The organism is Nocardiopsis listeri NBRC 13360 (assembly GCF_001570765.1).
Classification (GTDB): domain Bacteria; phylum Actinomycetota; class Actinomycetes; order Streptosporangiales; family Streptosporangiaceae; genus Nocardiopsis; species Nocardiopsis listeri.
On record NZ_BCSH01000023.1, the window covers coordinates 34,749 to 58,471 of the forward strand.

Below are 23,723 nucleotides of genomic sequence, written 5' to 3' on the forward strand. Positions count from 1 at the left end.
GCGGCGTGCCGGGACATCGGTCCCGCGCGCACCCCGCCGCCGATGTCGGGGGCCGGTACGGACGACCATGAGGGGTACGATCCGTGACCTATCTCCTTGGCCTGCGCATGCGGGACCGTGATGTGCTGATTGTGGGCGGCGGAAGGGTCGCCCAACGTCGGGTACCCGTCCTCCTTGGGGCCGGTGCCCGGGTCACCCTCGTCTCTCCGAAGGCGTCCGCCGCGCTGGAGGACCTCGCCGACGCGGGACGTCTCACCTGGGTGCGTCGCCCCTTCGAACCCGGTGACGTGGTCGGCCCCGACGCCCCCGCCTACTGGCTGGTACACGCCGCCACCGATTCCGCCGAGGTCAACGCCGCCGTGGCCGCCGAGGCCGAGGACTCCCGGATCTGGTGTGTGCGCGCCGACGACCGGCACACCTCCTCCGCCTGGACCCCGGCCAGTGGTGACTCCGGTGGGATCACCGTGGGCGTGGTGGCCTCCGGCGACCCCAAGCGTTCGGCCGGGGTACGCGACGCCATCATCGAGGGCTTGGCCGAGGGCGCTCTGGACGACCGGCGCGGGCGTGAACGCCTCAGCGGCGTCGCCCTCGTCGGTGGTGGCCCGGGCGACCCGGGCCTGATCACGGTCCGTGGCCGCCGGCTCCTGTCCCAGGCGGACGTGGTGGTGGTCGATCGACTCGCTCCCACCTCCCTGTTGGACGCCCTGCCCTCGGACGTGGAGATCGTGGACGCCGCGAAGATCCCCTACGGCCGTTCCATGGCCCAGGAGGAGATCAACTCCGTCCTCGTCGAACGGGCCAAGGAGGGGAAGTTCGTCGTCCGGCTCAAGGGCGGTGACTCCTTCCTGTTCGGTCGAGGTGGAGAGGAGGCGGCCGCGTGCGCCGCCGCCGGCGTCCCGGTCATCGTGGTCCCCGGGGTCACCAGCGCGCTGGCGGCCCCGGCCGGCGCGGGCATCCCCGCCACCCACCGCGGAGTGACGCAGGACGTGCACATCGTCTCCGCGCACGTCGCCCCGGGCGACGCGCGCTCGACCGTTGATTGGGCAGGCCTGGCCCGTTCCAACGGTACGATCGTCGCTCTCATGGGTCTGGAACGGATCGAGGCGATCGTCGAGGCGTTGACCTCGAACGGTCGTTGCGGGGACACCCCCGTCGCCGTGGTCCAGGAAGCGACCCTGCCGTCGCAACGAACCGTGACCGGTACGCTGGCGGACATCGCAGCCACGGTTCGATCGGCCGGAATGCGGCCCCCCGCGGTGGTGATCATCGGAGAAGTGGTCCGAACAGCGCGGGAACTTGACATACTGCACACGGGAACCCAGAGCGAGCTGGATCGTCTGGCGACCGGGCGCGATCTCGAGTGAGACCTCCGACGGCGGAGCACGCCAGGCCCGTCGACGGGGACCATCAGCAGTGATGAGGAGGGCATACCGATCATGACCCGGCCGTCGGCCGCACCGGACACCTCCGGTTCCGATGCCCCGGACCGGTTCACCACCGGACCGGACGCCACCTCCGCGCGATCCACCGCGGACCCCTCAGCCGTGTACGGGGCCGAGACCCCGGACAGCGGTCGCCGGGGTCCCACCGTCCCCGTGCCCTCCGGGCCGGCCAAACATCGGGCGCCCGGCAACGAGGACGACCGTTTCGAGCAGGTCCTGGAGTCGCTGCGCAAGCAGATCCGCGATCTGCGTTTCGCCGAGGGACTGGCCGGCGCCGACGATGGCAAGGCCCTTCAGGAGGACGTGCTCGCCCAGCTGTCCGACTACGTACTGCCGCGGGTGCGCCGCCCCGACATCCCCCTGCTCATCGCCGTGGCCGGTTCTACCGGCGCCGGTAAGTCCACGCTGGTCAACAGCCTGGTCGGCGAGCAGGTGACCACCACGGGAGTGCGTCGCCCCACCACCAACAGTCCGGTACTGGCCTGCAATCCGGCCGACGTGGACTGGTTCAGCGAGGCCTCCTTCATTCCCACCCTGCCGCGAGTACGCCAGCAGGGTCTGGCCATGCCAGGCAAGGACGGCATGCTGGTGCTGGCCGCCACCGAGGCCATGCCCGCGGGGGTGGCGCTGCTGGACACCCCCGACGTCGACTCCGCGGTGGCCGCCCACCACGAGTTCGCCGCCAAGTTCCTGGACGCCGCCGACCTGTGGGTGTTCGTCACCACCAGCGGCCGCTACGCCGACGCGCGGGTCTGGGAGTTCCTCCAGGTCGCCAGGGACCGGGACACCTCCCTGGCCGTGGTGCTCTCCCGAGTGCCGCGCAAGGGCCGTCGCCAGTTGCTCGACCACTTCGGCGCCATGCTGGAGGCCAACGGTCTGAGCAACGCCTCCCGGTTCGCGATCCCCGAGACCGACCAGATCGAGGGCGAACGCTTCACCTCCAACGTCGCCGACCACGTTCGCGACTTCCTCGCGAACGTGGCCGGAGAAGCGGAGCAGCGTGACCGGGTCTCCCGGCGTACCTTCATCGGTGTCATCGACAGCTTCCGCACCCGGGTGCCGGAACTGGCCCGCCAGGTCGAGGCGCAGATCGAGACCGGCCGCACTCTGGGGTCCGCCGTCGACGACGCCTACGCGGCGGCCGAGAAGCACATCGAGACCTCCCTGGCCGACGGTTCGCTGCTGCGCGGCTCGCTGTCGGCCCGCTGGCAGGAGCTCGCCGCGGGCGGAGAACTCGCCAAGAGCATGCGTCCACGCAAGAAGAAGCGCTCCCGCAAGGCCCGTGAGGTCCAGGTGGAGCGCGGCGAGCGGATCCAGGCCCTGGAACGCGCGGTGCGCGACTCGTTGGAGGCGCTGATCGTCTCCAGCAGTGAGCGCGCCGCCGAACAGGTCGAACAGCGTTGGCGTCAGGTGGCCGGCGGCGGCGACCTGGCCACCAAGGCGCTGGAGATGCCCGGAAGCGGGATGCTGGCCCAGGAGATCCGCCAGGAGATCGACGAGTGGCGGGGCGAGATCGCGGAGATGACCACGGCCGAGGGCGCCACCAAGCGTTCGGTCGCCCGTTTCGTCACCTTCGACCACGATGTCGTCGCCCTGGTCATGATCATCGACCTACTGGGCTACGAACGTTCACACTCCGGGGGCGGCGCCCACGCCGCCGACACCTCGGGTGCGTCTCCGCAACGTCTGTTGAAGGGGCTCTTCGCCGCGCAGTCGCTGCGCGGCATCGGCCGGTCGGCGCGGGAGAACCTGCACCGACGCGTGCTGGGTCTGCTCGCCCGGGAACGGGTCCCCTTCGACACCGCCCTGTCCTCCGCCGGCATTCCGTCCGACGACAGCGCCGTCCAGCTCTATCAGGCCACGTACAACCTCGAGATTGCCAGATGACGACTCAGTGGAACTCCGCCCAGGCGGGGGACAGCGGCCCCGGGGAGTCGAACACCCCAGGTGAGGACACCGAGCGCGAGAGCTCGTCGACCCCCGAACCTTGGGCGGACGAGCAGGCGCCGGAGCCTTATCAGAGTGGCCCATGGCGTGGTTACACCATGCCGGTGCCCGAACATCCCGAGCATGCTCGGGAAAGGATTCGCGGCGTGGAGGAACCCGCCGCCTACGACGGCATCACCGGTTACCCGGATCCGTCCGGGGCGGGTGCCGCCCTCGGCGGACTCCAGAACCCCGGTGTGTCACGGAACCCCGCCGAGAACGAGCGTCGGGACGAGCCCAGGGAAGAGCCCGAGGAGCGGGACCGGGGAGCGCAGCGGCGCGGCCGGCACACCCGTCTCGCCGCGGGGCAGCCCGGTGCCGGACGCCGTGCCCCGGGTGACGAGGCGCGCGAGGATGATCCGGACAACCTCGCGGGTTGGGTCGGCAGCCTCAGCAAGGCCGCCGACGACACTCGCATCGCCGGTCGTCACACCGGGTCCTTCCCGGTCGTGTGCCCCGACGAGGTGGATTCCCCGGGCGATCCCGACACCGAGAAGGCCTCGGGCGAGGGATCCGAGCGCGACGTTCCCCGTGCCGAGCGGGGCCGCACGGTGGGCTCCGGGTCCGGGCACGCCGAACCCGAGGCCACCGTCGTCACTCGGGTGGGACCCGGCGACGTCGACGAGGGGACGAGCGTCGCCCACACCGACGGTGGTGACGTCCTGGCGCCCTCCGAGGACACGAGCGCGTCCCGCCCGGAACGGGTCGAGGTCGCCGAATCGGCCGACGAGACCGGCGAGGCCGCGGACGACGCGCCCCCGCCGCTGCCACGCAGGGTCCCCGGACCCTCCGCGGTATCCGGGGCCTTCCGGGCCATCGGGAACGACACCGCCACTTCGGCGGCGGAGGATTCCGCGGCCGACGAGGCCCCCTCCACCGACGACGAGGAGTACCGGCCCACCAACCACGACCGGTGGCAGCCCACCAGCAACACCAGCCGCGCCGAACTCATCGAACGCCTGGACGCGTTGAGCACCCTGGTCGAGATCGGCAAGGACGATCTGCCCGAGGAGGTGCTGGGTCGGGCCGGACAGTTGCTCGACCACGCCGGGGCGAGGTTGCGCCTGTCCGGCGACCACACGGTCGTGGCCCTGGCCGGGGGAACCGGGAGCGGTAAGTCCTCCCTGTTCAACGCCTTGTGCGGGCTGGAACTGTCGCAGACCGGCGTCACCCGCCCCACCACCTCCAACGCGCACGCCTGCGTGTGGGGACACGAGGGCGCCGACGCCCTGCTGAGCTGGCTGGGCGTGCCCACCCGCTACCGTCATTCCCGCACCAGCGTCCTGGACAGCGGTGAATCCGGGCTGACCGGCCTGGTCCTGCTGGACCTGCCCGACCACGACTCGGTGCGCAGCATGCACACCGCCGAGGCGGACCGGCTCATCGGCTCGGTGGACCTTCTGGTGTGGGTGCTGGACCCGCAGAAGTACGCCGACGCGGCCGTGCACCACCGCTACCTGGCCAACATGGCCGGGCACGGGGCCGTCACCGTCGCGGTGCTCAACCAGGTCGACAAGGTCGAGCCGGAGGAACTGGAGGAGCTCCTCACCGACCTGCGTCGCCTGCTGGAGACCGAGTCCGGGGTGCACCCGCGGGTGATCACCACCTCCACCATCACCGACCACGGCATCGACGAGCTGCGTGAGTTCCTCAGCGAGTCGGTGACCGAGAAGCACGCCCTGGTGGACCGCCTGGTCGCCGACCTGGACCAGGTCGTCGAACCGTTCGAGGAGTTCCACGGCGGGACCGAACCCGACGGGACCGTGCCCGCCCAGGTGCGGTCACGGATCCAGCAGGGGCTGTCCGACGCCGCCGGTGTGTCCGCCGTGGCGGACGTGGTGGAGACCAACGACGTGCGTCGCGGGCGACGCCGGGTCGGTTGGCCCGTGGCCCGCCGTGCGATGAAGCTGCGCAAGGACCCGCTCACCGCGGTGCGGTTGGAGTTCCTGCGCCGGGACACCCCCGGTGTGGGTGGCCCGGTCGACGCGCACGAGGCCGAACTGGAGACGGTCCTGGGCGAGGTCGCCGACGAGGTGTCGGAGGGTATGCCCGCGGTGTGGCGTCGGCGGATGCGCGGCGCCGCCCGGAGCGGGGTGTCGGAGCTGCCGGCGGAGCTGGGTGAGGCGGTGACCTCCGCGGTCGGCGATCCGGATCGCAGCCCTTCCTGGTGGAAGATCGCGCGCATGGTGCAGTACGCGCTGTTGACCGTGGCCGGTGTCGGTCTGCTGTGGACGTTGGCGTCCTTGGCCAGTTGGTCGGGCGGTGGCATCACCGGTCTGGTGTTGTTCGACGACCCGGCCGCGATGGCCTACGCGGGCGCGGTGGCCGTGGCGAGCCTGTTGGTGGGCTGGCTGACGGGGGTGGGGTGCGGCAACCTCGTGGAGGTCGCCGCGGTCCAGCGCCGAGAGGACGTGGAGCGTGACGCCCGGGAACGGGTCCGCGAGATCGCGGGAGTGCGCGTGGTGACACCGATGGAGGACGAGTTGGCGCGACACCGTGCTTTCCGTGCCGCCTACGAGGTGGCTCGACCCAGGGATTGACCCGGGCGGGTTCGAGGAATCGCCGTGCGGACGGGGACGGATGCCGATGGGCACCGTCCCCGTTCGTGTGTCCGGGGAAGATTCACGGCCAGTAGAGGACAAATCGTGACGCTTGTAAATGCCCCAGAGACACAGGGTGACGGCTACCGTAGGCTCAACCTGCGGGCTACATACAATCGGCGATTAAGTTATTACCCAAAGTAATGTAAAGTGAGGGGGGTGTGCTTGCCGGTCTTCGAATCGGAGTTTCTCCGTCGGACCCGGTGACCGAGCGGCACCGCGGGGGAACGGGAGGCGAGTCCGGTTCGTCGTAGTGAGAACCGTGAGAGGCGGTGGGCACATCAGAGTCGGTAGTCGCGTACGGACGACAGAGGGCGTGGCGGGAAGGGAGGACGGAGCGGTGAGCATCTCGGAGAAGCCGATGGCCCCCGAGGAGAATCCGCCCGGGCAGCGACGACGGTCCTGGCAGGTCTTCCAACAGCCCCGTGGGCTGGTCGTCTACCTCGTCCTGCTGGTGACCTCGGCACTGTTCCTGATCGGCGTGGCCGTCGCCCAGACGACCATCACGAGCTTCGACGTCGTACTCTTCGCCGCCCTCGTCCTGTGCGCACTGGTGTGCCTGGAGGCGATACGTCGTATCGGCGTGCCCGAGGGGCTGAGCCGCGATCTGTTGGGCGCGTGGTGGCTCCCCGCCATGCTCCTGCTGCCACCCCTGTACTCCCTGCTCATCCCCATCCCGGTCTTCTTGCTCTAACGCCGCAAACGGCGCGCGATGTTGCACCGCCAGATGTTCAACATGGCCGCGGTCGGCGTCTCCGGGTTCGTGGCCTCGCTGCTCTGGCACGGTGCGCAGAGCGGACCGGTCGCGGGGCTAGGGGGATCCACCACCGCGCACGCCACCCTCGCCAGTGTCAACGGAGTCTTCCTCGCCCTGCTGTGCTGCGTCGTCTTCACCCTCTTCAACACGGCGCTGGTGTTCCTGGCGGCCCGGCTCAGCCCCGACGGCGGGGCGCCGAGCCTGTGGGACCGTGAGGCCTTCCTGGTGGACTGCGTTGAGTTATGTGTCGGCGTCACCGTCGCCATCCTGGCCCAGCTCTCCCTGTTCCTCCTGGTCATCGCCGTCCCGCCGGTCCTGTTGCTACAGCGGAGCCTCGTCTACCAGCAGTTGCAGACCGCGGCGCGGACCGACCCCAAGACCGGGCTGCTCAACGCGCCCACCTGGGAGCGGGAGGCGGCGAGTCAGATCGCTCGGGCACGGGAGTCCCGAGGTCGGGCCGCGGTGCTGATCGTCGACATCGACCACTTCAAAAGGGTCAACGACACCTACGGACACCTGTTCGGTGACCAGGTCCTGTTGGGTGTGGCCACCACGATCTCCCAACAGCTGCGGGAATCGGACCTGCTGGGCAGGTTCGGTGGCGAGGAGTTCGTCGTCCTGCTGCCGGGCTCCGACGTCACCGAGGCCTGGCAGGCGGCGGAGCGGCTACGTTCCCAGGTCGGCCGGATGGAGATCGCGGTGGATGAGGTCCCCGTCTCGATCACCATCTCGATCGGTGTGGCGGTGGTCGGCGACCACGGAGACGACCTCGTCGAGTTGCTGACCGCAGCCGATCTGGCGCTGTACCGGGCCAAGGAGACCGGCCGCGACCGTGTGTGCCTGCCCGCCGGTCGGCCCGAGGTGAGCAGGCGGATACCCGGACCGCGCGAGGGCGGCGTCTACGATGGCGGAAGCGCCGATAACCGGCCCTGACCCGCTGTCGCCTCCGGGCCGGTGTGAGTTTTCCACAGGCTCGGAGGACGCCGCTTGCCGTGTGGGCTTCGGTGACCGAACGTGAATACATGCCCTGTGATCAGCATGGACACGACGACGGCGCATCCTCCCGACACGGTCACGCCCGCCCCGGTGCGCGGGCCGTCCCTCCACCCCGCTTCGTTACCCCACCCGCCCACCTGGCCGACCCACGGGCCTTCCTGGCCGCCCTGCCCACCATGGCACGGCGTTCGGTGCGTGACTCCGTGCTGGTCCTGGTCGTCGACCGGGGTGACCCCCGCGGGTTGCTGCACGGCACCCTCGACCGATTGGACCATGTCCTGACCGCCGCGCGCAGCGGTGCGGTGGCCGTTCGGGCCGCGCTGGAACTGTCCGGCGGCGCGGCCCTGGTGGCCGGGTTCGGCCCGCCCGAACGGGTGGACCCGCATGTCAGGTCGTTCCTGACCGAGGCGGCCGCGGCGGGCCTGCCGGTCCTGGCGGCCTACCGAGCGACGGGGGACCGGTTCTGGTCCTACCTGTGCGAGGACGAGGACTGTTGCCCCGCGGAGGGGGCGTCCTTCGAACCGCAAGCTCGCACCACCCTGTGGAAACCTCCGGACCCGGTAGCCGAACGACGCAACGGGTCGGCGCGACCGATGGAGCGCGAAGCCGTGGAGTCCGAGGCCGTGGAGTCGGAGGAGACGGACCCGGCCCGGGTCCGGGCGCTGCTGGAACCCGTGGTGGGCGAGCAACGGGCGGCCGTCGCCGAGTCCGCGGCGCTCCTGGAGGAACGGTTCCGAGCGGAACGCGGCCGGGAGGCCTCACGGAGTCGGATCCGGCGGGTGCGGTCGGTGGTGCGCCGGGAGGTGAGCGAGCGGATTCGCGACCCCGACACCTTGGCGATGCTCGGCGTCGCCCTCCTGGACCTGCGGGTACGTGACGCGGTGTGGGCCCGGATCACCCCGGAGGAGGCCCCGCTGCACCGGCGATTGTGGTCCCGGGTGACCCGGCACGTCCCGCACCGGCACCGGGCCGGGCCGGCCTCCCTGCTGGCCGTGGCCGCCTGGCAGGCCGGCGACATGGCCCTGGCCCGGGCCGCGGTCCAGAGCGCCCTGGCGGCGCGACCCGGATACGCGATGGCGGTGTTGATGGAACGGGCGCTGGGCTGGGGGTTGTCGGCCGAGCGCTGGGCCCGGCACATGGCCGAGAACGCTGACCGGTTCGAGTTCGAGCCAGGGGTCGAGGACGGGGAGGAACCCGGTTCGGGTCGGGTCCCACCGTCACGTTGACCTCGTGCCCGCATCCGGCGTCGGCCGGGTGTGGGCACGGGTTCCGCGCTCCGAGACGGAAGTGGCGGGGGCACGGTCCGACACGGCCTAGGCTGGGGGCATGCCGGAGTACATCTACACCATGCAAAACGTGCGCAAGGCGCACGGCGACAAGGTCGTCCTGGACAACGTTTCGGGTTCGTTCCTGCCCGGAGCCAAGATCGGCGTCGTGGGCCCCAACGGCTCGGGTAAGTCGACGCTGCTGAAGATCATGGCCGGCATCGAGCAGCCGTCCAACGGCGAGGCGCGACTCATGCCCGGCTTCACCGTGGGCCTGCTCGCCCAGGAACCGCACCTGGACGAGACCAAGACCGTCCTGGAGAACGTCGAGGACGGTGTCGCCGAGACCAAGGCGATGCTGAACCGCTTCAACGAGATCGCCGAGCAGATGGCGACGGACTACTCCGACGCCCTGCTCGAGGAGATGGGCAAGCTCCAGGAGCAGCTCGACCACCGCAACGCCTGGGACCTGGACAGCCAGCTCGAGCAGGCGATGGACGCGCTGCGCTGCCCGCCCGGGGACGCCGACGTCACCCAGCTCTCCGGTGGTGAGAAGCGCCGGGTCGCCCTGTGCAAGATCCTGCTCGAGGCCCCCGACCTGCTGCTTCTCGATGAGCCCACCAACCACCTGGACGCCGAGAGCGTGAACTGGCTGGAGCAGCACCTGGCCAACTACGCCGGTACCATCATCGCGATCACTCACGACAGGTACTTCCTGGACCACGTCGCCACCTGGATCCTGGAGCTGGACCGCGGCCAGTTCTACCCCTACGAGGGCAACTACAGCACCTACCTGGAGACCAAGCAGGCCCGCCTGAAGGTCGAGGGGCAAAAGGACGCCAAGAAGTCCCGGCGCCTCAAGGAGGAGCTGGAGTGGGTCCGCTCCAACGCCAAGGCCCGCCAGACCAAGAGCAAGTCCCGTCTGGCCCGCTACGAGGAGATGGCCGCCGAGGCCGACAAGACCCGCAAGCTGGACTTCGAGGAGATCCAGATCCCTCCGGGTCCGCGTCTGGGCAACACCGTGGTCGAGGTCAAGAACCTCACCAAGGGCTTCGACGACCGTGTCCTGATCGAGGACCTCAGCTTCTCGCTGCCGCCCAACGGCATCGTCGGCATCATCGGCCCCAACGGTGTCGGTAAGACCACCCTGTTCAAGATGATCGTGGGGGAGGAGACTCCGGACGAGGGCAAGATCACCGTCGGTGACACCGTCGAGATCTCCTACGTCGACCAGTACCGGGGTCGGATCGACGACACCAAGAACGTCTGGGAGAGCATCTCCGACGGCGAGAGCTTCATCCAGGTCGGCAAGGTCGAGATCCCCAGCCGCGCCTACGTGGCCGCCTTCGGTTTCAAGGGCTCCGACCAGCAGAAGGCCTCCGGTGTGCTCTCGGGTGGTGAGCGCAACCGGGTCAACCTGGCGCTCACCCTCAAGCAGGGGGGCAACCTGCTGCTCCTGGACGAGCCCACCAACGACCTGGACGTGGAGACCCTCGGGTCGCTGGAGAACGCCATCCTGGACTTCCCGGGCTGCGCAGTGATCACCTCCCACGACCGCTGGTTCCTGGACCGCGTCGCCACCCACATCCTCGCCTGGGAGGGTGGCGCCAACTGGTTCTGGTTCGAGGGCAACTTCGAGTCCTACGAGAAGAACAAGATCGAGCGCCTGGGCCCCGAAGCCGCGCGCCCGCACGCGGTCACCCACCGCAAGCTCACCCGCGACTGATCGCGGTAGCCGACGACGAAGGCCTCGCCACCCGGAACCATCCGGTCGGCGGGGCCTTCGTCGTCCCGAAGCGAGGGAACTTCGGCCCTGGTGCGGAGGTGACCTGTGCTGTCGTTCCCCGGGCCCTGGGCCCCGGAGGGGCTCGGTGAACGTCGCATACCCTGGTGACGATGAGTTCCGCGCGTGATGACCACCAGGGCGCCGGCGAAGAGCCCGCGCAGATGACGTTCTATGAGGCCGTTGGCGGCGAGGACACCTTCGTCCGCCTGGTCCGTCGTTTCTACGAGGAAGTGGCCGAGGACCCCGAACTTCGGCCCATGTACCCGGAGGAGGACCTCGGCCCCGCCGAGGAGCGCCTCCGGCTGTTCCTCATCCAGTATTGGGGTGGGCCCCGTACCTACAACGAGAGGCGTGGGCACCCCCGCCTGCGCATGCGCCACGTCCCGTTCCGCATCGGTGCCGCCGAGCGGGACATCTGGCTCAAGCACATGCGTGTGGCCATGGACTCCCTGGAGCTGCCCGAGGCTCTGGACCGCCAGATGTGGGAGTACATGGTCATGGCCGCGCACAGCATGGTCAACGTCGCGGAGGAGGCCACGCCGCCGGCGGTGGCCCGACCCACCTCGATGACCATCGGTAGTGACGGCCAGGCCCGCAAGGAGAGCCGCCGCGACGACGGCGACGACGATGGTGAGGCCATCACCATCTCCTTGAAGCGGTGACCGGTCGGTTCAGGAGTATTCGGCGAGCAGGGCGCGCTCGGTGTCGTTCAGACGCCGAGCGCTCTGCGTCGGTACGTCGAAACCGACCAGGACGGTCTTGGCGCGCAGGTAGACCTTCTCGTCGTCCAGGATCTCGTAGGCCAGGGTGCAGCTGGCGTTGCGCACCTCGGTGACCCACAGCTCCACGCGCACCGGCTCGCCGCGGGGCAGTAGCGGGGCGACGTAGTCGGCCTCCTGCCGGGCCACCACCATGGCGCCGAACCCCTCGCCGCCGGCCATCCCTCCGTAGTTGAGGAACGAGACCCGGGCGTCCTCCAGGTAGGTCAGCATCCGCACGTTGTTGACGTGCTGCTGCGGGTCCAGGTCGGCGTAGCGCACCTGCTGGTGGTGCACGTGCCGCTTGGGGGCGGTGGTGGCGACCTCGTCCTGGATCTGGGTCACTTCTGGGGTCCTCTCCCTGGGGAGCCCCCGAGAACGGGAGCCGTGCGCGGGCGTCGCCCGGCGCGGTGCGCACGGGGACGGCCATCCGCCCATTCTCGCAAAGGGGGAGGCCACGGGGCCCGGGTGAGCTTGTGTCCTTGCTCTCCCCGGGCCCCGAACCATGCGATGACCGGACCTACCGGCCCACTTCCAGCCCCAGGTGGTGGGCGAGGAAGGCCAACTGGTCGGCGCTGAGCGCCACGCTCCGGCTCACCGAGCGGGAGCTGTGTCCGACCTGGGCCTCGGCGCGCAGCAACACCGGGCGTTCCTCGACCGGGGCCGAGGTGGCGTGCTGAAGTGCCGCGCACAGCTTGCGGGCGTGCAGTGGGTCCACCCGGGTGTCGTTGTCGAACACCGTGAACAGGATCGCCGGGTACCGGGTGCCCTCGCGCACGTTGTGGTACGGCGAGTAGCCCAACAACCAGCCCAGCTGTTCGGCGTCGTCGGCGGTGCCGTACTCGACGTTCCACAGCTGTCCCAGGCCGAAGCGCTCGTAGCGCACCATGTCCAGCAAGGGCGCCGAGCACACGGCCGCGCGGAACAGGTCCGGGCGCTGGGTCACCATCGAGCCCACGAGCAGCCCGCCGTTGCTGCCGCCCATGACGGCGAGCCGGTCGCGGTCGGTCACTCCGGTGTCGATGAGGTGCTCGGCGGCCGCGGCGCAGTCGTCGAACACGTTCTGTTTGGCGGCGAGCATGCCGCCGCGATGCCAGGCCTCGCCCTCCTCCAACCCACCGCGCAGGTTGGCGACCGCGTAGACGCCGCCTGCCCGCACCCATGACAGGATCGTCGCGGAGTAGGCGGGGGTCAGCGAGATCTGGAAGCCGCCATAGCCGTACAGGATGGTCGGCCGAGGCCCGTCCGCCGCCTCGGGTGGGGAAACCACCAGCATCCGCACCGTGGTTCCGTCCTTGGAGGTGAACGCGACCTGTTCGGTGCGCACCTCCGGAACGTCGATGTCACCGGGTGCGCGCTCCCACAGTTCCACCGCGCCGGTGCGGGCGTCGTAGTGGTACACCGACGAAGGGTGGGTGTTGTCGGTGTAGCCGAACCACGCCTCGTGGCCGCCCTCGGGGCGTGAGGTGAGACCGGCGAGGCTGCCCAGACCCGGCATGGGCACCGCACCCAGGAGGGTGCCGTCGGCCGGGTCGTGCCGGGTGATCTCGCTGATCGCGTGCCGGCTCCAGGTGGCCAGGAGCTCGGGCGATTCGAGCCCGTCCCCGTCCAGGAGGGCGAAACCGTCCAGGACGGCCTCGGGGTCCTCGGCGACCAGCGTGGTCCAGTTCTCATAGGCCGGATCGGCGGGGTCGACGACGCACAGGCGCCCACGCGAGGCGTCACGGTCGGTGAGTAGGTACAGACGTCCGTCCCGACCCACATGGGGGCTCAGGTCGGCGTCCACACCCTCTTGGACGGTGCGCAGGAGGGGACTCTCCAGCGGGCTCATGCTCAGGTCGGCGATCCACGCCTCGGTGGCGGACGAGGTGCCCCGTACCGAGGTCAGGGTCAGCCAGCGACCGTCGCGGCTGAGGGAGACACCGAAGTAGTCGGTCTTGTCCCGGCCTTCGCCGAAGACGATGGGGTCCTCCTCCACCGGGGTGCCCAGACGGTGTAGGTAGACGCGGCGGTGGTAGGCCTCCTCACCGTCGGGAACCTGTTCCTCGGGTAGGCGACACACGTAGTAGAACGCCGAGCCGTCGGGTAGCCACGCCACCGGGCTGTACCGGGTGCGGGGGATGGGGACGTCGACGGGTTCGCCGGTCTCCACGTCCATGATCCGCAGTAGTGACTCCTCGTCACCGCCCTCGGAGAGCTGGTAGGAGAGCAGTCGGCCATCAGGAGAGGGCCGCCAGGAGTCCAGGGTGGTCAGCCCGGAGGGGTCCATCGCTCCGGGGTCGATGAGCGTACGTTCGGGCCCCTCGCCGTCGCGCACGTACAGCACGGCGTGCTCTTGACCGGGGTCGCGTCGTACGCCGAAACGGCGGTCGCCCCGCCACAGTGGTACACCGACGCCGCCGGCTCCCATGAGGGAACGCAGCCGTTCCGCGAACACCTCACGGGAGTCTTGGTCGACGCCGATCCTTTGATACAGGGTGTCCTGCGCCGAGGCCCACTCCTTGGTGGAAGCGGCGTCGGCGTCCTCCAACCACCGGTAGGGATCGTGGACCGTGTGGCCGTGCAGGTTCTCTTCGATGTCCAGCCGTTCGGCCGGGGGATAGCGGAGTTCGCGCATGCTTTGCACCCTATCCACCCATATCTCACCCTGCGTGTTCGGCGCGGCGTCACTATGGAACTCACCGTGCCGGCCGCACAATGGGTTCGAGAAAGCGACAACAGACGTTTTCTGGGCAGCCCAGCGTAAATTGGGGTGGCGCTGGAGTGCTTCCACCAAGCAGACTGATTGCGGGACGCAACTCGGCGGGAACCACCGGGAGGTCCGTGTGGCAAGGCGTAAGAAGACACCGATCCTGGGATCGGTGCACAGGGAGGTCTCCTGGCTGGCCGATCGGCTGGCCGGGGAAGAGACACGGCGGTCGTTCGCGACGGCCGAGGTGACGCGATGAGCGGCCGGTGCGGCAGGGAGGGCGGTCCAGGCGCCGCTCGACGCCACGTGCTGCTGCTCAACGCCAGTTTTGAACCACTGACGACACTTCCACTGCGCAGAGCGATTCTGCTCGTGCTCCGAGAGAAGGCGGACGTCGTGCACGAGGACGGCACCGGAGCGATGCTGCACTCGGCGACGCGAGCCTACGACGTGCCGTCCGTGATCAGGCTGCGGCGTTACATCAGTGTTCCGTACAGCCGCAGGGTCCCGCTCACCCGCGTCGCACTGATGCGGCGGGACCGGCACACGTGTGGGTACTGCGGAAAGAAGGCCGAGACGATCGACCACGTCATCCCGCGCAGCCGCGGTGGCGCGCACGTATGGGAGAACGTCGTGGCCGCCTGCAAGCCGTGCAACCACCGCAAGGCGGACAAGTTCCTCGACGAGATCGGCTGGGAACTGCACATCACCCCCAAGGTGCCCAAGGGTCCCCACTGGCGGTTGATCAACGGCGACCTGCACGGTGACCCACAGTGGGAGCCGTACATGGCGCACTTGGCCGCCTGACGCGGCCTGTGAGGGTCGGAGTACCGGGCGTCCCAACACCCGGCCCCTCAGACGCCTCCGGGATCGAATTCCCTTCGACCCCGGGGGCGTCCCCCTTTCCCGGAGGTTCGGGCCCGTAGGCCTCCCACACGTGGTGGGCGGCGTCCTATTCTGGGGACATGCCCAGATACGACTTCCGCTGCCGTGAGTGCGGCGACACCTTCGAACTGTCCCGCCCGATGGCCGAGTCCGACGGCCCCGCCGCCTGCCCGCAGGGGCACGACGACACCGTGCGTCTTCTGTCCACCGTCGCCGTGGGCGGTCGTGCCGCGGCACCGGCTCCCTCCGGGGGAGGTGGCTGCTGCGGGGGTGGCTGCTGCGGCTGAGCCCTACGCCGTTCCCGTGTCCGGGGCGCCCGCGACCACGCGTTGCCCACGGCAGCGCGTCGTCCGTGGCCACCCGTTGCCCACGGACGAAGGGGGCGGCCCCGGTGGGACCGCCCCCTATCCATGCTCGGACTCGTCCTCTACTTCTCGATCTGGGTGACGTCGCGAGCGGCCCCGGTGGAAGCGGACGTGGCCATCGCGGCGTAGGCGCGCAGCGCCGCCGTCACCGGACGCTGCCGGTCGCGCGGCTGGAACCGGCCCAGCTCCTTGAGCAGCCGCTCACGCCGGGTGTCCAGCTCGTCCTCGGGGACCTCCAGCACCAGACCCCGGTTCGGGATGTCGATGCTGATGGTGTCGCCGTCCTCGACCAGGGCGATGTCGCCGCCGGCCGCCGCCTCGGGGGAGGCGTGACCGATGGACAGCCCCGAGGTTCCGCCGGAGAAGCGTCCGTCGGTGATGAGCGCGCACGCCTTGCCCAGGCCGCGTCCCTTGAGGAAGCTCGTCGGGTACAGCATCTCCTGCATGCCGGGGCCGCCCTTGGGGCCCTCGTAGCGGATGACGACCACGTCACCGGGCTCGATCCGCTTGTTGAGGATGCCGTCGACGGCGTCCTCCTGGGACTCGAACACCTTGGCGGGACCGGAGAAGGTCCACAGCTCCTCCTCCACGCCGGCGGTCTTGACGATCGCGCCGTCGGGGGCGAGATTGCCGAACAGCACGGCCAGGCCGCCGTCCTTGGTGTAGGCGTGCTCCACCGAGCGGACGCAGCCCTTCTCCCGGTCGGTGTCCAGGGTCTCCCAACGGGTGCTCTGCGAGTAGGCCTTGGTGGTGCGGCGGCCACCGGGCGCGGCGTGGAACAGCTCCACGGCCACGTCACTGGCGGTGTCGGTGGTGATGTCCCACTCGGCGATGAACTCACCGATGGTCTTGCCGTGCACGGTCGGCAGGGAGGTGTCCAAAAGCCCGCCACGGGCCAGTGAACCCAGGATGGCGGGGATGCCGCCCGCCCGGTGCACGTCCTCGACGTGGTACTTCTCGGTGTTCGGCGCGACCTTGCACAGGCACGGGACGCGTCGGGAGACCTCGTCGATCTCGGGCAGCCCGAAGTCCACTCCGGCCTCGGTGGCGGTGGCCAGCAGGTGCAGGATCGTGTTGGTGGAACCGCCCATGGCCACGTCCAGCGCCATGGCGTTGCCGAAGGCGGCCGGGGTGGCGATGGACAGCGGCAGCACCGAGTCGTCGTCGTCCTCGTAGTAGCGCTTGGCGGCCTCCACGACCAGCCGACCGGCGTCCTCGTACAGGGCGCGACGAGCGGTGTGGGTGGCCAGCACCGTGCCGTTTCCGGGCAGGGCCAGCCCCATCGCCTCGGTGAGGCAGTTCATGGAGTTGGCGGTGAACATGCCCGAACAGGAACCACAGGTCGGGCAGGCGTTCTCCTCCATCTCGTCCAGCTCGGCCTGTGAGACGCTCTCGTCCGCGGCGGCGATCATCGGGTTGATCAGGTCGAGCTTCTTGACGGTGGTGGCGGTACCGTTCACCACCGTGACCTTACCGGCCTCCATGGGGCCGCCGGAGACGAACACGGTGGGGATGTTCAGGCGCATCGCCGCGAGCAGCATGCCCGGGGTGATCTTGTCGCAGTTGGACACGCAGACAAGGGCGTCGGCGCAGTGCGCGTTGACCATGTACTCCAGTGAGTCCGCGATGAGTTCGCGGCTGGGCAGCGAGTACAGCATCCCGCCGTGCCCCATGGCGATGCCGTCGTCGACGGCGATCGAATTGAACTCGCGCGGTACGCCACCGGCCTCGCGGATGGCGTTGGCGACGACCTCGGCGACCTCGCGCAGATGCACGTGGCCGGGCACGAACTCGGTGAAACTGTTGGCCACGGCCACGATGGGCTTGCCGAAGTCCTCGCGCTCCACACCGGTCGCGCGCATGAGAGCGCGTGCGCCGGCCATGTTCCTGCCGTGGGTGACCGTACGTGAACGTAGGGGCGGCATGGGTGGACTCCCATCGTTACGGGTGTTTCCCTGCGATGGTAGTCCCCTTTCAGGGCCGCTTCGGTCTCGCCCGGGAAGACAGGTGTTCCGGATAATGAGACATCGGGGTGGATTCTCCCCGGTCAGGTCCCTGGCCTCCAGTCCGGCGGCGGTCTGGTTCGCGCACCGGACGACCCCTGCTCACCGGCCGGTGTCCCTTCGGTCCCGGGCATACGTAAGGCCCGGAACCACGGCGTTGTGGGGCTTTTCCGGGCCGAGTGGCGGCGGGGGATCGAAGTCAATATCGTGGTGGTAGGGCCTTCCTCGCGGCCTGGTAGATCTCCTCGATCTCGGATTCGCTGAGCCGGTCGCGGCCGGTGCGCAGCCACTTGCGGACCTTGGTGCCGGTGATGATGTCCACTCCGCGCAGGCGGTGGCTGTCCCAGGGCATACCGGGACCGTAGATGGCGAGCGAGGCGCGGACCTTGATCTCGCGGCCGAGCTCCTTGCCGACGAGTTCCGCCGCGCGCTCGGCCTCTTCCAGGGCCTCGTCGATCCGTTCGTTCTTGCTGAACCGACCGTGGTACAGCTTCTCCAGCTTGTTGCGCAACGGAAGACGCTTGTCCCAGGACTCGGAGTCGATGGCGAAGGCGCCGCGGCGGCCGACGATGAAGTGGTCGATCTGCCCGTTGCCGCCGGGTACGGCGCGCGCGTGCAGGACGCGGTAGCCGAGCTGCTTCATGACCTTGAGCTGGGCCTCGGTGCGACGCTGTGCCGCCGAGGGTTTGCGCCAGCGCGGGATCTCCGACTCCCGGCGCGAGCTCCAGACCATGACGGAGACCAGGGCGACCAACCCGAAAGTGACGCCGACCCGCCAGTCCCCGGTGAGCATGCCGATGCCGCCGGCGACGATCGCGGCGATCGTGCTCCGGATGATCCACCGGCGGAGGGCGTCGTTGGACTTGAGGGCCCCGTACAGGGCCTTGCCGCCGATTCCGTCGGTCCTGCGTTGGTTGGGGAAGAAGAGGGCGTTGTTTCCTTCGGGTTCGGACCCTCCGGAAGATGAGTTGTGACTGTTCACTCTGGTTGCCGATTCCACGACGGACAGGTTAGTTCCATCCATATCCGAGTCCTAGTGCATTACTTCTCACACTTTTCTTACCTTGCGCCCTTGCTGTCGCGCGTGTTCGGATGCCGAAAAAGGGGAAGGATTGCTTTTTTGTCGTCTCTCTAGAGAAGACCGACCTCATTCGCGTGGTGCCCGTTGCCTTACCCCGTTAATCTCTGGCGGTATGACCCGGATGCACGAACTTCCCCTTCATCGGCTCGTGGCATTGGTCCGCAGTCGTGAGCTGTCGCCTGTTGAGATCACTGAGCACTATCTGACGAGGATTCGCAGGTTCGACGAACGTTCCGGCGCCTATATTTCGGTCCTTGAAGAAAGCGCGCTGGAGCAGGCCCGAAATGCGGAGAGGCGGGTCGTGTCCGACACGCCGGCCACTCTTCCACCCCTGCTGGGGATCCCCCTGCCCATCAAGGACCTGGACCCCCTGGCCGGTGCACCCGTCACCTTCGGCTCGCGCCTGTACACCGGCCTCACCGCCCCCACCGACTCCGCCGTGGTCGCCCGACTCCGCGAGTCCGGCGCGGTCTTCCTCGGCAAGACCAACACCCCCGAGTTCGGATCGACCTGCTACACCGAGAACGACATCGCCCCGCCCACCCGCAACCCCTGGGACACCCGGCTGTCGGCCGGTGGCTCCAGCGGGGGCGCCGCGGCCGCGGTGGCCGCCGGACTCGCCCCGGCGGCGCAGGGGAGCGACGGTGGCGGGTCGATCCGCATCCCCGCCTCGGCCTGCGGACTGTTCGGACTCAAACCCACTCGCGGTCGGGTCTCCGGTGGCCCCGACCGGGTGGACCTGTTCGGCCTGTCCACCTCCGGTCCGATCGCCCGCACCGTCCTGGACGCGGCCCTGCTCCTGGACGTCATGACCGCCGATCACCCCGGCGACGTATACGCGGCCCCGCCCCTGGCGCCCGGCGAGACCTTCGCCGACCACGCCCGACGCGAACCGGGGCGGCTGCGGATCGGCCGCTACGCCGACACCGGCTCCACTGGTATCCCCGTCCACCCCGACGTACTGGACGCCTACGAGGAGACGACCACGCTCCTGGTGGAATTGGGGCACGAGGTGACGCGGATCGAGGCCCCCGTCGACGCCCACTTCGCCGGCACCTACGCCGACGACTTCCAGTACCTGTGGGAGGCGATGAGCGCGGCCACCCCCGTGGACCCCGCCCGCGAGGGCGAACTCACCCCCATCAACCGTTGGCTGCGCGAACGCGCCGGGGCCACCTCCGCGCCCGACCTCGTCGCCGCCTGGGCCCGGCTCCAACGCGGCGTGCGTTCACTGTCGGCCGCCACCGAGCCCTACGACGCGGTCCTGAGCCCCACCCTGGCCGCGCCCCCGGTCCCCATCGGCCACTTCACCGGCGACGGCCCCGAGGCCGAATTCCGACGGATGACGGAGTTCACACCGTTCACCTCGGTCTACAACGTGAGCGGGCAGCCGTCGGTGAACGTGCCGCTGCACTGGTCCGAGCGGGGTCTGCCGATCGGTGTGATGCTCACGGGTCGCATGGGCGCAGAGGGGACCCTGCTGTCCCTGTCGGCCCAATTGGAGAGGGCGCGTCCATGGGCGCACCGCTTCCCGCCGGGCTGGGAGGACTGACCTCGGAAGGGTCGCCTGGGGCCTCCGCCACGGACAAGGCCTCCTCCCCGGTGGGTGGACGGCGCAGGAACAGGGTGAGCACCGCGGCCAGCGTCACCAGACCGACAGCGCCCGACACTCCGCCGACGATGCCGTTGGAGTCCACCAGCGCGCCGGTCAGCGGAGCGGCCACGGCGCCACCCGTGCTCATGGCCGTGGCCATCCACCCGAACGCCTCCGCCCGCCGGTGCGAGGGCGCGGTGTCGCCCAGCCGTCCCATCACCGCGGCCAACGTCGGGGCCAGCGCGAGCCCGGCCACGAACAGCAGCGGGGTGATGAGCAGGGGCGTGGGCAGATGCGTGATGGGCGGCACGAACGGAACCAGGAGCGCGATGCCGGCCGCGGCGCCGAACGCCCGCAGCGGCAGACGCGGCACGCCCTTCAACCCGCCGGCGACGGCACCGCCCACCAACGAGCCCAGGGCGAACACCGAGGCCAGCACCATCACGTACCGGGGTGCGTTCAGCTCGTTGGCCCACGCCACGATCACCAGGTCCATGCCCACCACACCGGAGACGATGAGCAGGCACATCACGAAGAGCAGGCACAGCGCGGGGGAGGACAACAGACTCCGTCGCCGCGCCGTCTTCCGAGCGGGATCGGCTCCGGCACCGTCGGACGCCTCCTGCCCGACCGGCCCCGGGCCGGTGACCCCGGCGCGCCGCAGCGCCCACGCGAACCCCACAGCACCCGCCAACCCCAGCAGCCCCAACATCAACAGGGCGTATCGGGGGCCGGCCATCGCCACCACGGCGGCGGTGAGGATCGGGGAGAAGACGAACAACAACTCCTGGGTGGTGGCCTCGGCCGCGTAGATGGCCTGACGTTCGGGCCCCCGGGTCAACCGAGGCCACAGCGCCCGCACGATCTGGTTGGCCGGGGTGCCGAACAGGCCGGTACCCAGCGCCAACGGCAACGACAGCCACCACCACGACGCGGGCAGCAGCGCCATGGTCGTCGAACCCACGGTGAACACCACGCCGCACACCAGTACCAGCCGGTCGCCGCCGCCACGGTCCGCCATGCGCCCTCGTAGCGGCCCCACCAGAGCCATGCCCAGGGTGAAGGCGCCCGCGACCAGGCCCGCCAGGGTGTAGGAATCGGTCCATCCCTGCACCAGGAAGGTGACCGCGATCATCAGCCCCGGGGTGTAGAACCGCGCGATGAGGGACCACATGAGCAGGGACGTGACGTGGGGCACGGCGAAGAGCCGTCGGTAGTTGGCGAGCACGCTCCCGATTATGCAGTCGGTCGGGGAGGGCCGAGACGGAACGAGCGGACCGTGTGGTCGAGGCCACCGCTCGTACCGGAAAGCCACCGAAAAGTCGGAGTCACGTTCGGGCCGGTCGGAAAATCGACGACGGGCTTTCGCCCCACGCCGGGGCGACCTCCGGTGTACGCACGTCCTGGTGGGGCATGATCGGTTTCTGTGAGGGACGTTCAGCTGGCCCGGGTGGCCGAGCAGTACGGGATCGCGACGACGTACGAGGACTGGCGGGGACGACATGTGCCCGTCGGCCTCGACACGATCCGTCATGTCCTGGCGGCGATGGGGGTGGACCCGGCCGACCCCGAGCCGGGCCCGAAGAGAGGGCCGTTGCCACCGGCGGTCGTGCTCCGCGAGCGAAAGGCACCCGACCTGGTGCTGCCCGACGGCGCGCATGCCGTCGTGGAGACCACGGACGGGGCGCTGCTGCCCTTCGACCCGGGCCTGCCACTGGGCGTGCACACCCTGCGGGTCACCGACAACGGCGCCGACCACGCCGCTCCACTACTGGTGGTCCCCGACCGGATCGAACCCACCGCGCTGAGCCGGAACCCGCGACTGTGGGGCCTGATGGCCCAGGTCTACAGCGTGCGCTCGCGCGCGTCCTGGGGCACCGGCGACCTACGCGACCTCACCGAACTCGCGGACTGGAGCGCCCGAGACCTGGGCGCCGACTTCACCCTGATCAACCCCCTGCACGCCATCGAACCGACCGCCCCCATCGAACCCTCGCCGTACCTGCCGGTGAGCCGTCGCTACGGGAGCCCGCTCTACATCAGGATCGAGGACGTGCCCGAGTACGCGCGGCTCGATCCGGCCCAACGCGAAGGTGTCCAACGCCTGGCCCGGCCGCTGCGCGAACGTGGACGGACCGCCGATCTCCTCGACCGCGACGCCGTCTGGGAGGCCAAGAAGGCCGCCTTGGAGGTCCTCTTCCAGGTGCCGCGCGCACCCGGCCGCGAGGAGGTCCTACGCCGGTACCTGGACGATGAGGGGCAGGCACTGGTCGAGTTCGCCACCTGGTCCGCGTTGGCCGAGGAGTACGGCTCCGACCACCGGGCCTGGCCCGCGCACCTACGCGACGTCGGCGCGCTCGCCGTCGGCAAGGAGGCGCTCCGGCGCTGGCCACGGGTGGAGTTCCACCGCTGGTTGCAGTGGATCCTCGACGAGCAACTCGCCCTCACCCAGAACGGCGCCCTCAACGCCGGGATGAGTCTGGGCATCGTGCACGACCTGGCCATCGGGGTGCAGCCCGGCGGCGCCGACGCCTGGATGTTCCAGGACACGCTGGTGCGGGGGCTGCACGTGGGCGCGCCCCCGGACGAGTTCAACCGCCTCGGGCAGGACTGGGGACAGCCGCCCTGGCACCCCACGGCCCTGGCCCGCCAGGGGTACGGTCCGTTGCACCAGATCCTCGCCCACAACCTGCGGCACGCGGGCGGCCTGCGGATGGACCACGTGATGGGTCTGTTCCGGCTGTGGTGCGTACCGGAGGGAGCCTCCGCCGACCAGGGCACCTACCTCGAGTACGACCACGAGGGCATGGTGGGCGTCCTGGCCCTGGCCGCGCGCGAGGCGGACGCGGTCATCGTCGGCGAGGACCTGGGCACGGTGGAGCCGTGGGTGCGCGAACACTTGTCGGACCGGGGGATCTTCGGCACCTCGGTGCTGTGGTTCGAGAACGACGAACAGGGGCGGCCGCGCACCCCCGACCGTTGGCGTGCCGACTGCCTGGCCACCGTCGCCACCCACGACCTGCCGCCGGTGGCGTCGTTCCTGTCGGCCGAACACGTGGAGCTGCGCGACCGTCTGGGACTGCTCGACCGGCCCGTGGCCGAGGAACGGGCGGACTCCGAGGAACGCGTGGGCCGGTGGTGCCGGACGCTCGTGGAACTGGGCTTCCTGGACGCCGACGTCGACCCGCTGACCGATCCGGCGGCGGTGATCGCGGCCATGCACGCCTACCTGGAGGCCACCCCGGCCCGCATGCTCGGGGTCGCACTCACCGAAGTGGTGGGGGAGCGACGCATGCAGAACCAGCCGGGCACCAGCACCGAGTACCCCAACTGGCGGATTCCACTGACCAGTGGCGAGGGCGAACCGGTGCTGGTGGACGAGCTGCTCGCCGATCCGCGGACGGTGGGCCGGATCCGGCGCACCCTGGGCCCACTGGGTGGCCCCGGGCGCCTCCTTTAGGCAGTGTTCTTCAGAGCCTCCGCTAGCGCTTCGGCCCGACCATCGCCCGCCACCAC

15 protein-coding genes and 1 pseudogene are annotated in these 23,723 nt (G+C 69.8%); 11 read left to right on the forward strand and 5 right to left on the reverse strand.

Annotation, left to right across the window (positions count from 1 at the left end; genetic code table 11):
- Positions 1-83 precede the first annotated feature (83 nt).
- The 7 genes and pseudogenes from cobA (at position 84) to NLI01S_RS08630 (ending at position 11,494) form a co-directional block, all read left to right on the forward strand.
- Entirely contained in the window at positions 84-1,364 is a 1,281-nt protein-coding gene (gene cobA, locus NLI01S_RS08600) for a uroporphyrinogen-III C-methyltransferase (protein WP_067601975.1), read from the forward strand.
- Between the two features lie 72 nt (positions 1,365-1,436).
- On the forward strand, positions 1,437-3,329 hold the full coding sequence (locus NLI01S_RS08605) for a GTPase (protein ID WP_067601978.1): 1,893 nt from the start codon (positions 1,437-1,439) through the stop codon (positions 3,327-3,329).
- The gene (locus NLI01S_RS08610) at positions 3,326-5,968 is read left to right on the forward strand and encodes a GTPase (RefSeq protein WP_067601981.1); all 2,643 of its coding nucleotides are present in this window, start codon (positions 3,326-3,328) and stop codon (positions 5,966-5,968) included. Before NLI01S_RS08605 ends, NLI01S_RS08610 begins: the two co-directional genes overlap by 4 nt.
- 400 nt (positions 5,969-6,368) lie before the next feature.
- Positions 6,369-7,718, forward strand: a pseudogene (locus NLI01S_RS08615) (GGDEF domain-containing protein).
- Positions 7,719-7,807: 89 nt separating this feature from the next.
- Positions 7,808-9,007, forward strand: coding sequence for a DUF4192 domain-containing protein (locus tag NLI01S_RS08620; RefSeq protein WP_157090988.1), 1,200 nt, complete (start codon positions 7,808-7,810; stop codon positions 9,005-9,007).
- Positions 9,008-9,107: 100 nt separating this feature from the next.
- Positions 9,108-10,772: an energy-dependent translational throttle protein EttA gene (gene ettA, locus NLI01S_RS08625; protein ID WP_067601986.1), complete on the forward strand. Its 1,665-nt coding sequence runs from the start codon at positions 9,108-9,110 to the stop codon at positions 10,770-10,772.
- A gap of 170 nt (positions 10,773-10,942) precedes the next feature.
- Positions 10,943-11,494: a globin gene (locus NLI01S_RS08630; protein ID WP_223809170.1), complete on the forward strand. Its 552-nt coding sequence runs from the start codon at positions 10,943-10,945 to the stop codon at positions 11,492-11,494.
- A gap of 9 nt (positions 11,495-11,503) precedes the next feature.
- Here the strand turns inward: NLI01S_RS08630 and NLI01S_RS08635 are convergent, their stop codons facing one another.
- Both NLI01S_RS08635 and NLI01S_RS08640 read right to left on the reverse strand, forming a co-directional pair.
- Positions 11,504-11,935: an acyl-CoA thioesterase gene (locus NLI01S_RS08635; RefSeq protein WP_067601989.1), complete on the reverse strand. Its 432-nt coding sequence runs from the start codon at positions 11,933-11,935 to the stop codon at positions 11,504-11,506.
- A gap of 175 nt (positions 11,936-12,110) precedes the next feature.
- On the reverse strand, positions 12,111-14,207 hold the full coding sequence (locus NLI01S_RS08640) for a prolyl oligopeptidase family serine peptidase (RefSeq protein ID WP_067601992.1): 2,097 nt from the start codon (positions 14,205-14,207) through the stop codon (positions 12,111-12,113).
- A 378-nt stretch (positions 14,208-14,585) separates the two neighbouring features.
- Between NLI01S_RS08640 and NLI01S_RS08645 the strand changes: the two genes are divergently transcribed.
- Together NLI01S_RS08645 and NLI01S_RS08650 are read left to right on the forward strand one after the other, a co-directional pair.
- Complete coding sequence (locus NLI01S_RS08645; protein WP_067601995.1) at positions 14,586-15,086, forward strand: HNH endonuclease; 501 nt, start codon at positions 14,586-14,588, stop codon at positions 15,084-15,086.
- Between the two features lie 158 nt (positions 15,087-15,244).
- Positions 15,245-15,451 (forward strand): FmdB family zinc ribbon protein, encoded by a 207-nt coding sequence (locus NLI01S_RS08650; RefSeq protein WP_067601998.1) that lies wholly within the window; start codon positions 15,245-15,247, stop codon positions 15,449-15,451.
- A 140-nt stretch (positions 15,452-15,591) separates the two neighbouring features.
- Here NLI01S_RS08650 and ilvD read toward each other — a convergent pair whose 3' ends face one another.
- A complete protein-coding gene (gene ilvD / locus NLI01S_RS08655; RefSeq protein WP_084392409.1) occupies positions 15,592-17,454 on the reverse strand; it encodes a dihydroxy-acid dehydratase in 1,863 nt (620 codons plus the stop codon).
- Positions 17,455-17,731: 277 nt separating this feature from the next.
- Positions 17,732-18,514 (reverse strand): nuclease-related domain-containing protein, encoded by a 783-nt coding sequence (locus NLI01S_RS08660; RefSeq protein ID WP_067602002.1) that lies wholly within the window; start codon positions 18,512-18,514, stop codon positions 17,732-17,734.
- 211 nt (positions 18,515-18,725) lie between these two features.
- On the opposite strand from NLI01S_RS08660, the gene NLI01S_RS08665 reads away from it, so the two are divergent.
- A complete protein-coding gene (locus NLI01S_RS08665; protein WP_084392410.1) occupies positions 18,726-20,165 on the forward strand; it encodes an amidase in 1,440 nt (479 codons plus the stop codon).
- Here the strand turns inward: NLI01S_RS08665 and NLI01S_RS08670 are convergent.
- Complete coding sequence (locus NLI01S_RS08670; RefSeq protein ID WP_067602008.1) at positions 20,062-21,435, reverse strand: MFS transporter; 1,374 nt, start codon at positions 21,433-21,435, stop codon at positions 20,062-20,064. The two genes, NLI01S_RS08665 and NLI01S_RS08670, sit on opposite strands and share 104 nt — an antisense overlap.
- A gap of 198 nt (positions 21,436-21,633) precedes the next feature.
- On the opposite strand from NLI01S_RS08670, the gene malQ reads away from it, so the two are divergent.
- Positions 21,634-23,667: a 4-alpha-glucanotransferase gene (gene malQ / locus NLI01S_RS08675; protein ID WP_067602011.1), complete on the forward strand. Its 2,034-nt coding sequence runs from the start codon at positions 21,634-21,636 to the stop codon at positions 23,665-23,667.
- Positions 23,668-23,723: the final 56 nt, after the last annotated feature.

Excerpts from the sequence above, each read along its gene's own strand:
- NLI01S_RS08605 (WP_067601978.1), top strand. The coding sequence starts at position 1,437 with ATGACCCGGCCGTCGGCCGCACCGGACACCTCCGGTTCCGATGCCCCG.
- NLI01S_RS08610 (WP_067601981.1), top strand. The coding sequence starts at position 3,326 with ATGACGACTCAGTGGAACTCCGCCCAGGCGGGGGACAGCGGCCCCGGG.
- NLI01S_RS08620 (WP_157090988.1), top strand. The coding sequence starts at position 7,808 with ATGCCCTGTGATCAGCATGGACACGACGACGGCGCATCCTCCCGACAC.
- ettA (WP_067601986.1), top strand. The coding sequence starts at position 9,108 with ATGCCGGAGTACATCTACACCATGCAAAACGTGCGCAAGGCGCACGGC.
- NLI01S_RS08630 (WP_223809170.1), top strand. The coding sequence starts at position 10,943 with ATGAGTTCCGCGCGTGATGACCACCAGGGCGCCGGCGAAGAGCCCGCG.
- NLI01S_RS08640 (WP_067601992.1), bottom strand. The coding sequence starts at position 14,207 with ATGCGCGAACTCCGCTATCCCCCGGCCGAACGGCTGGACATCGAAGAG.
- NLI01S_RS08650 (WP_067601998.1), top strand. The coding sequence starts at position 15,245 with ATGCCCAGATACGACTTCCGCTGCCGTGAGTGCGGCGACACCTTCGAA.
- ilvD (WP_084392409.1), bottom strand. The coding sequence starts at position 17,454 with ATGCCGCCCCTACGTTCACGTACGGTCACCCACGGCAGGAACATGGCC.
- NLI01S_RS08665 (WP_084392410.1), top strand. The coding sequence starts at position 18,726 with ATGACCCGGATGCACGAACTTCCCCTTCATCGGCTCGTGGCATTGGTC.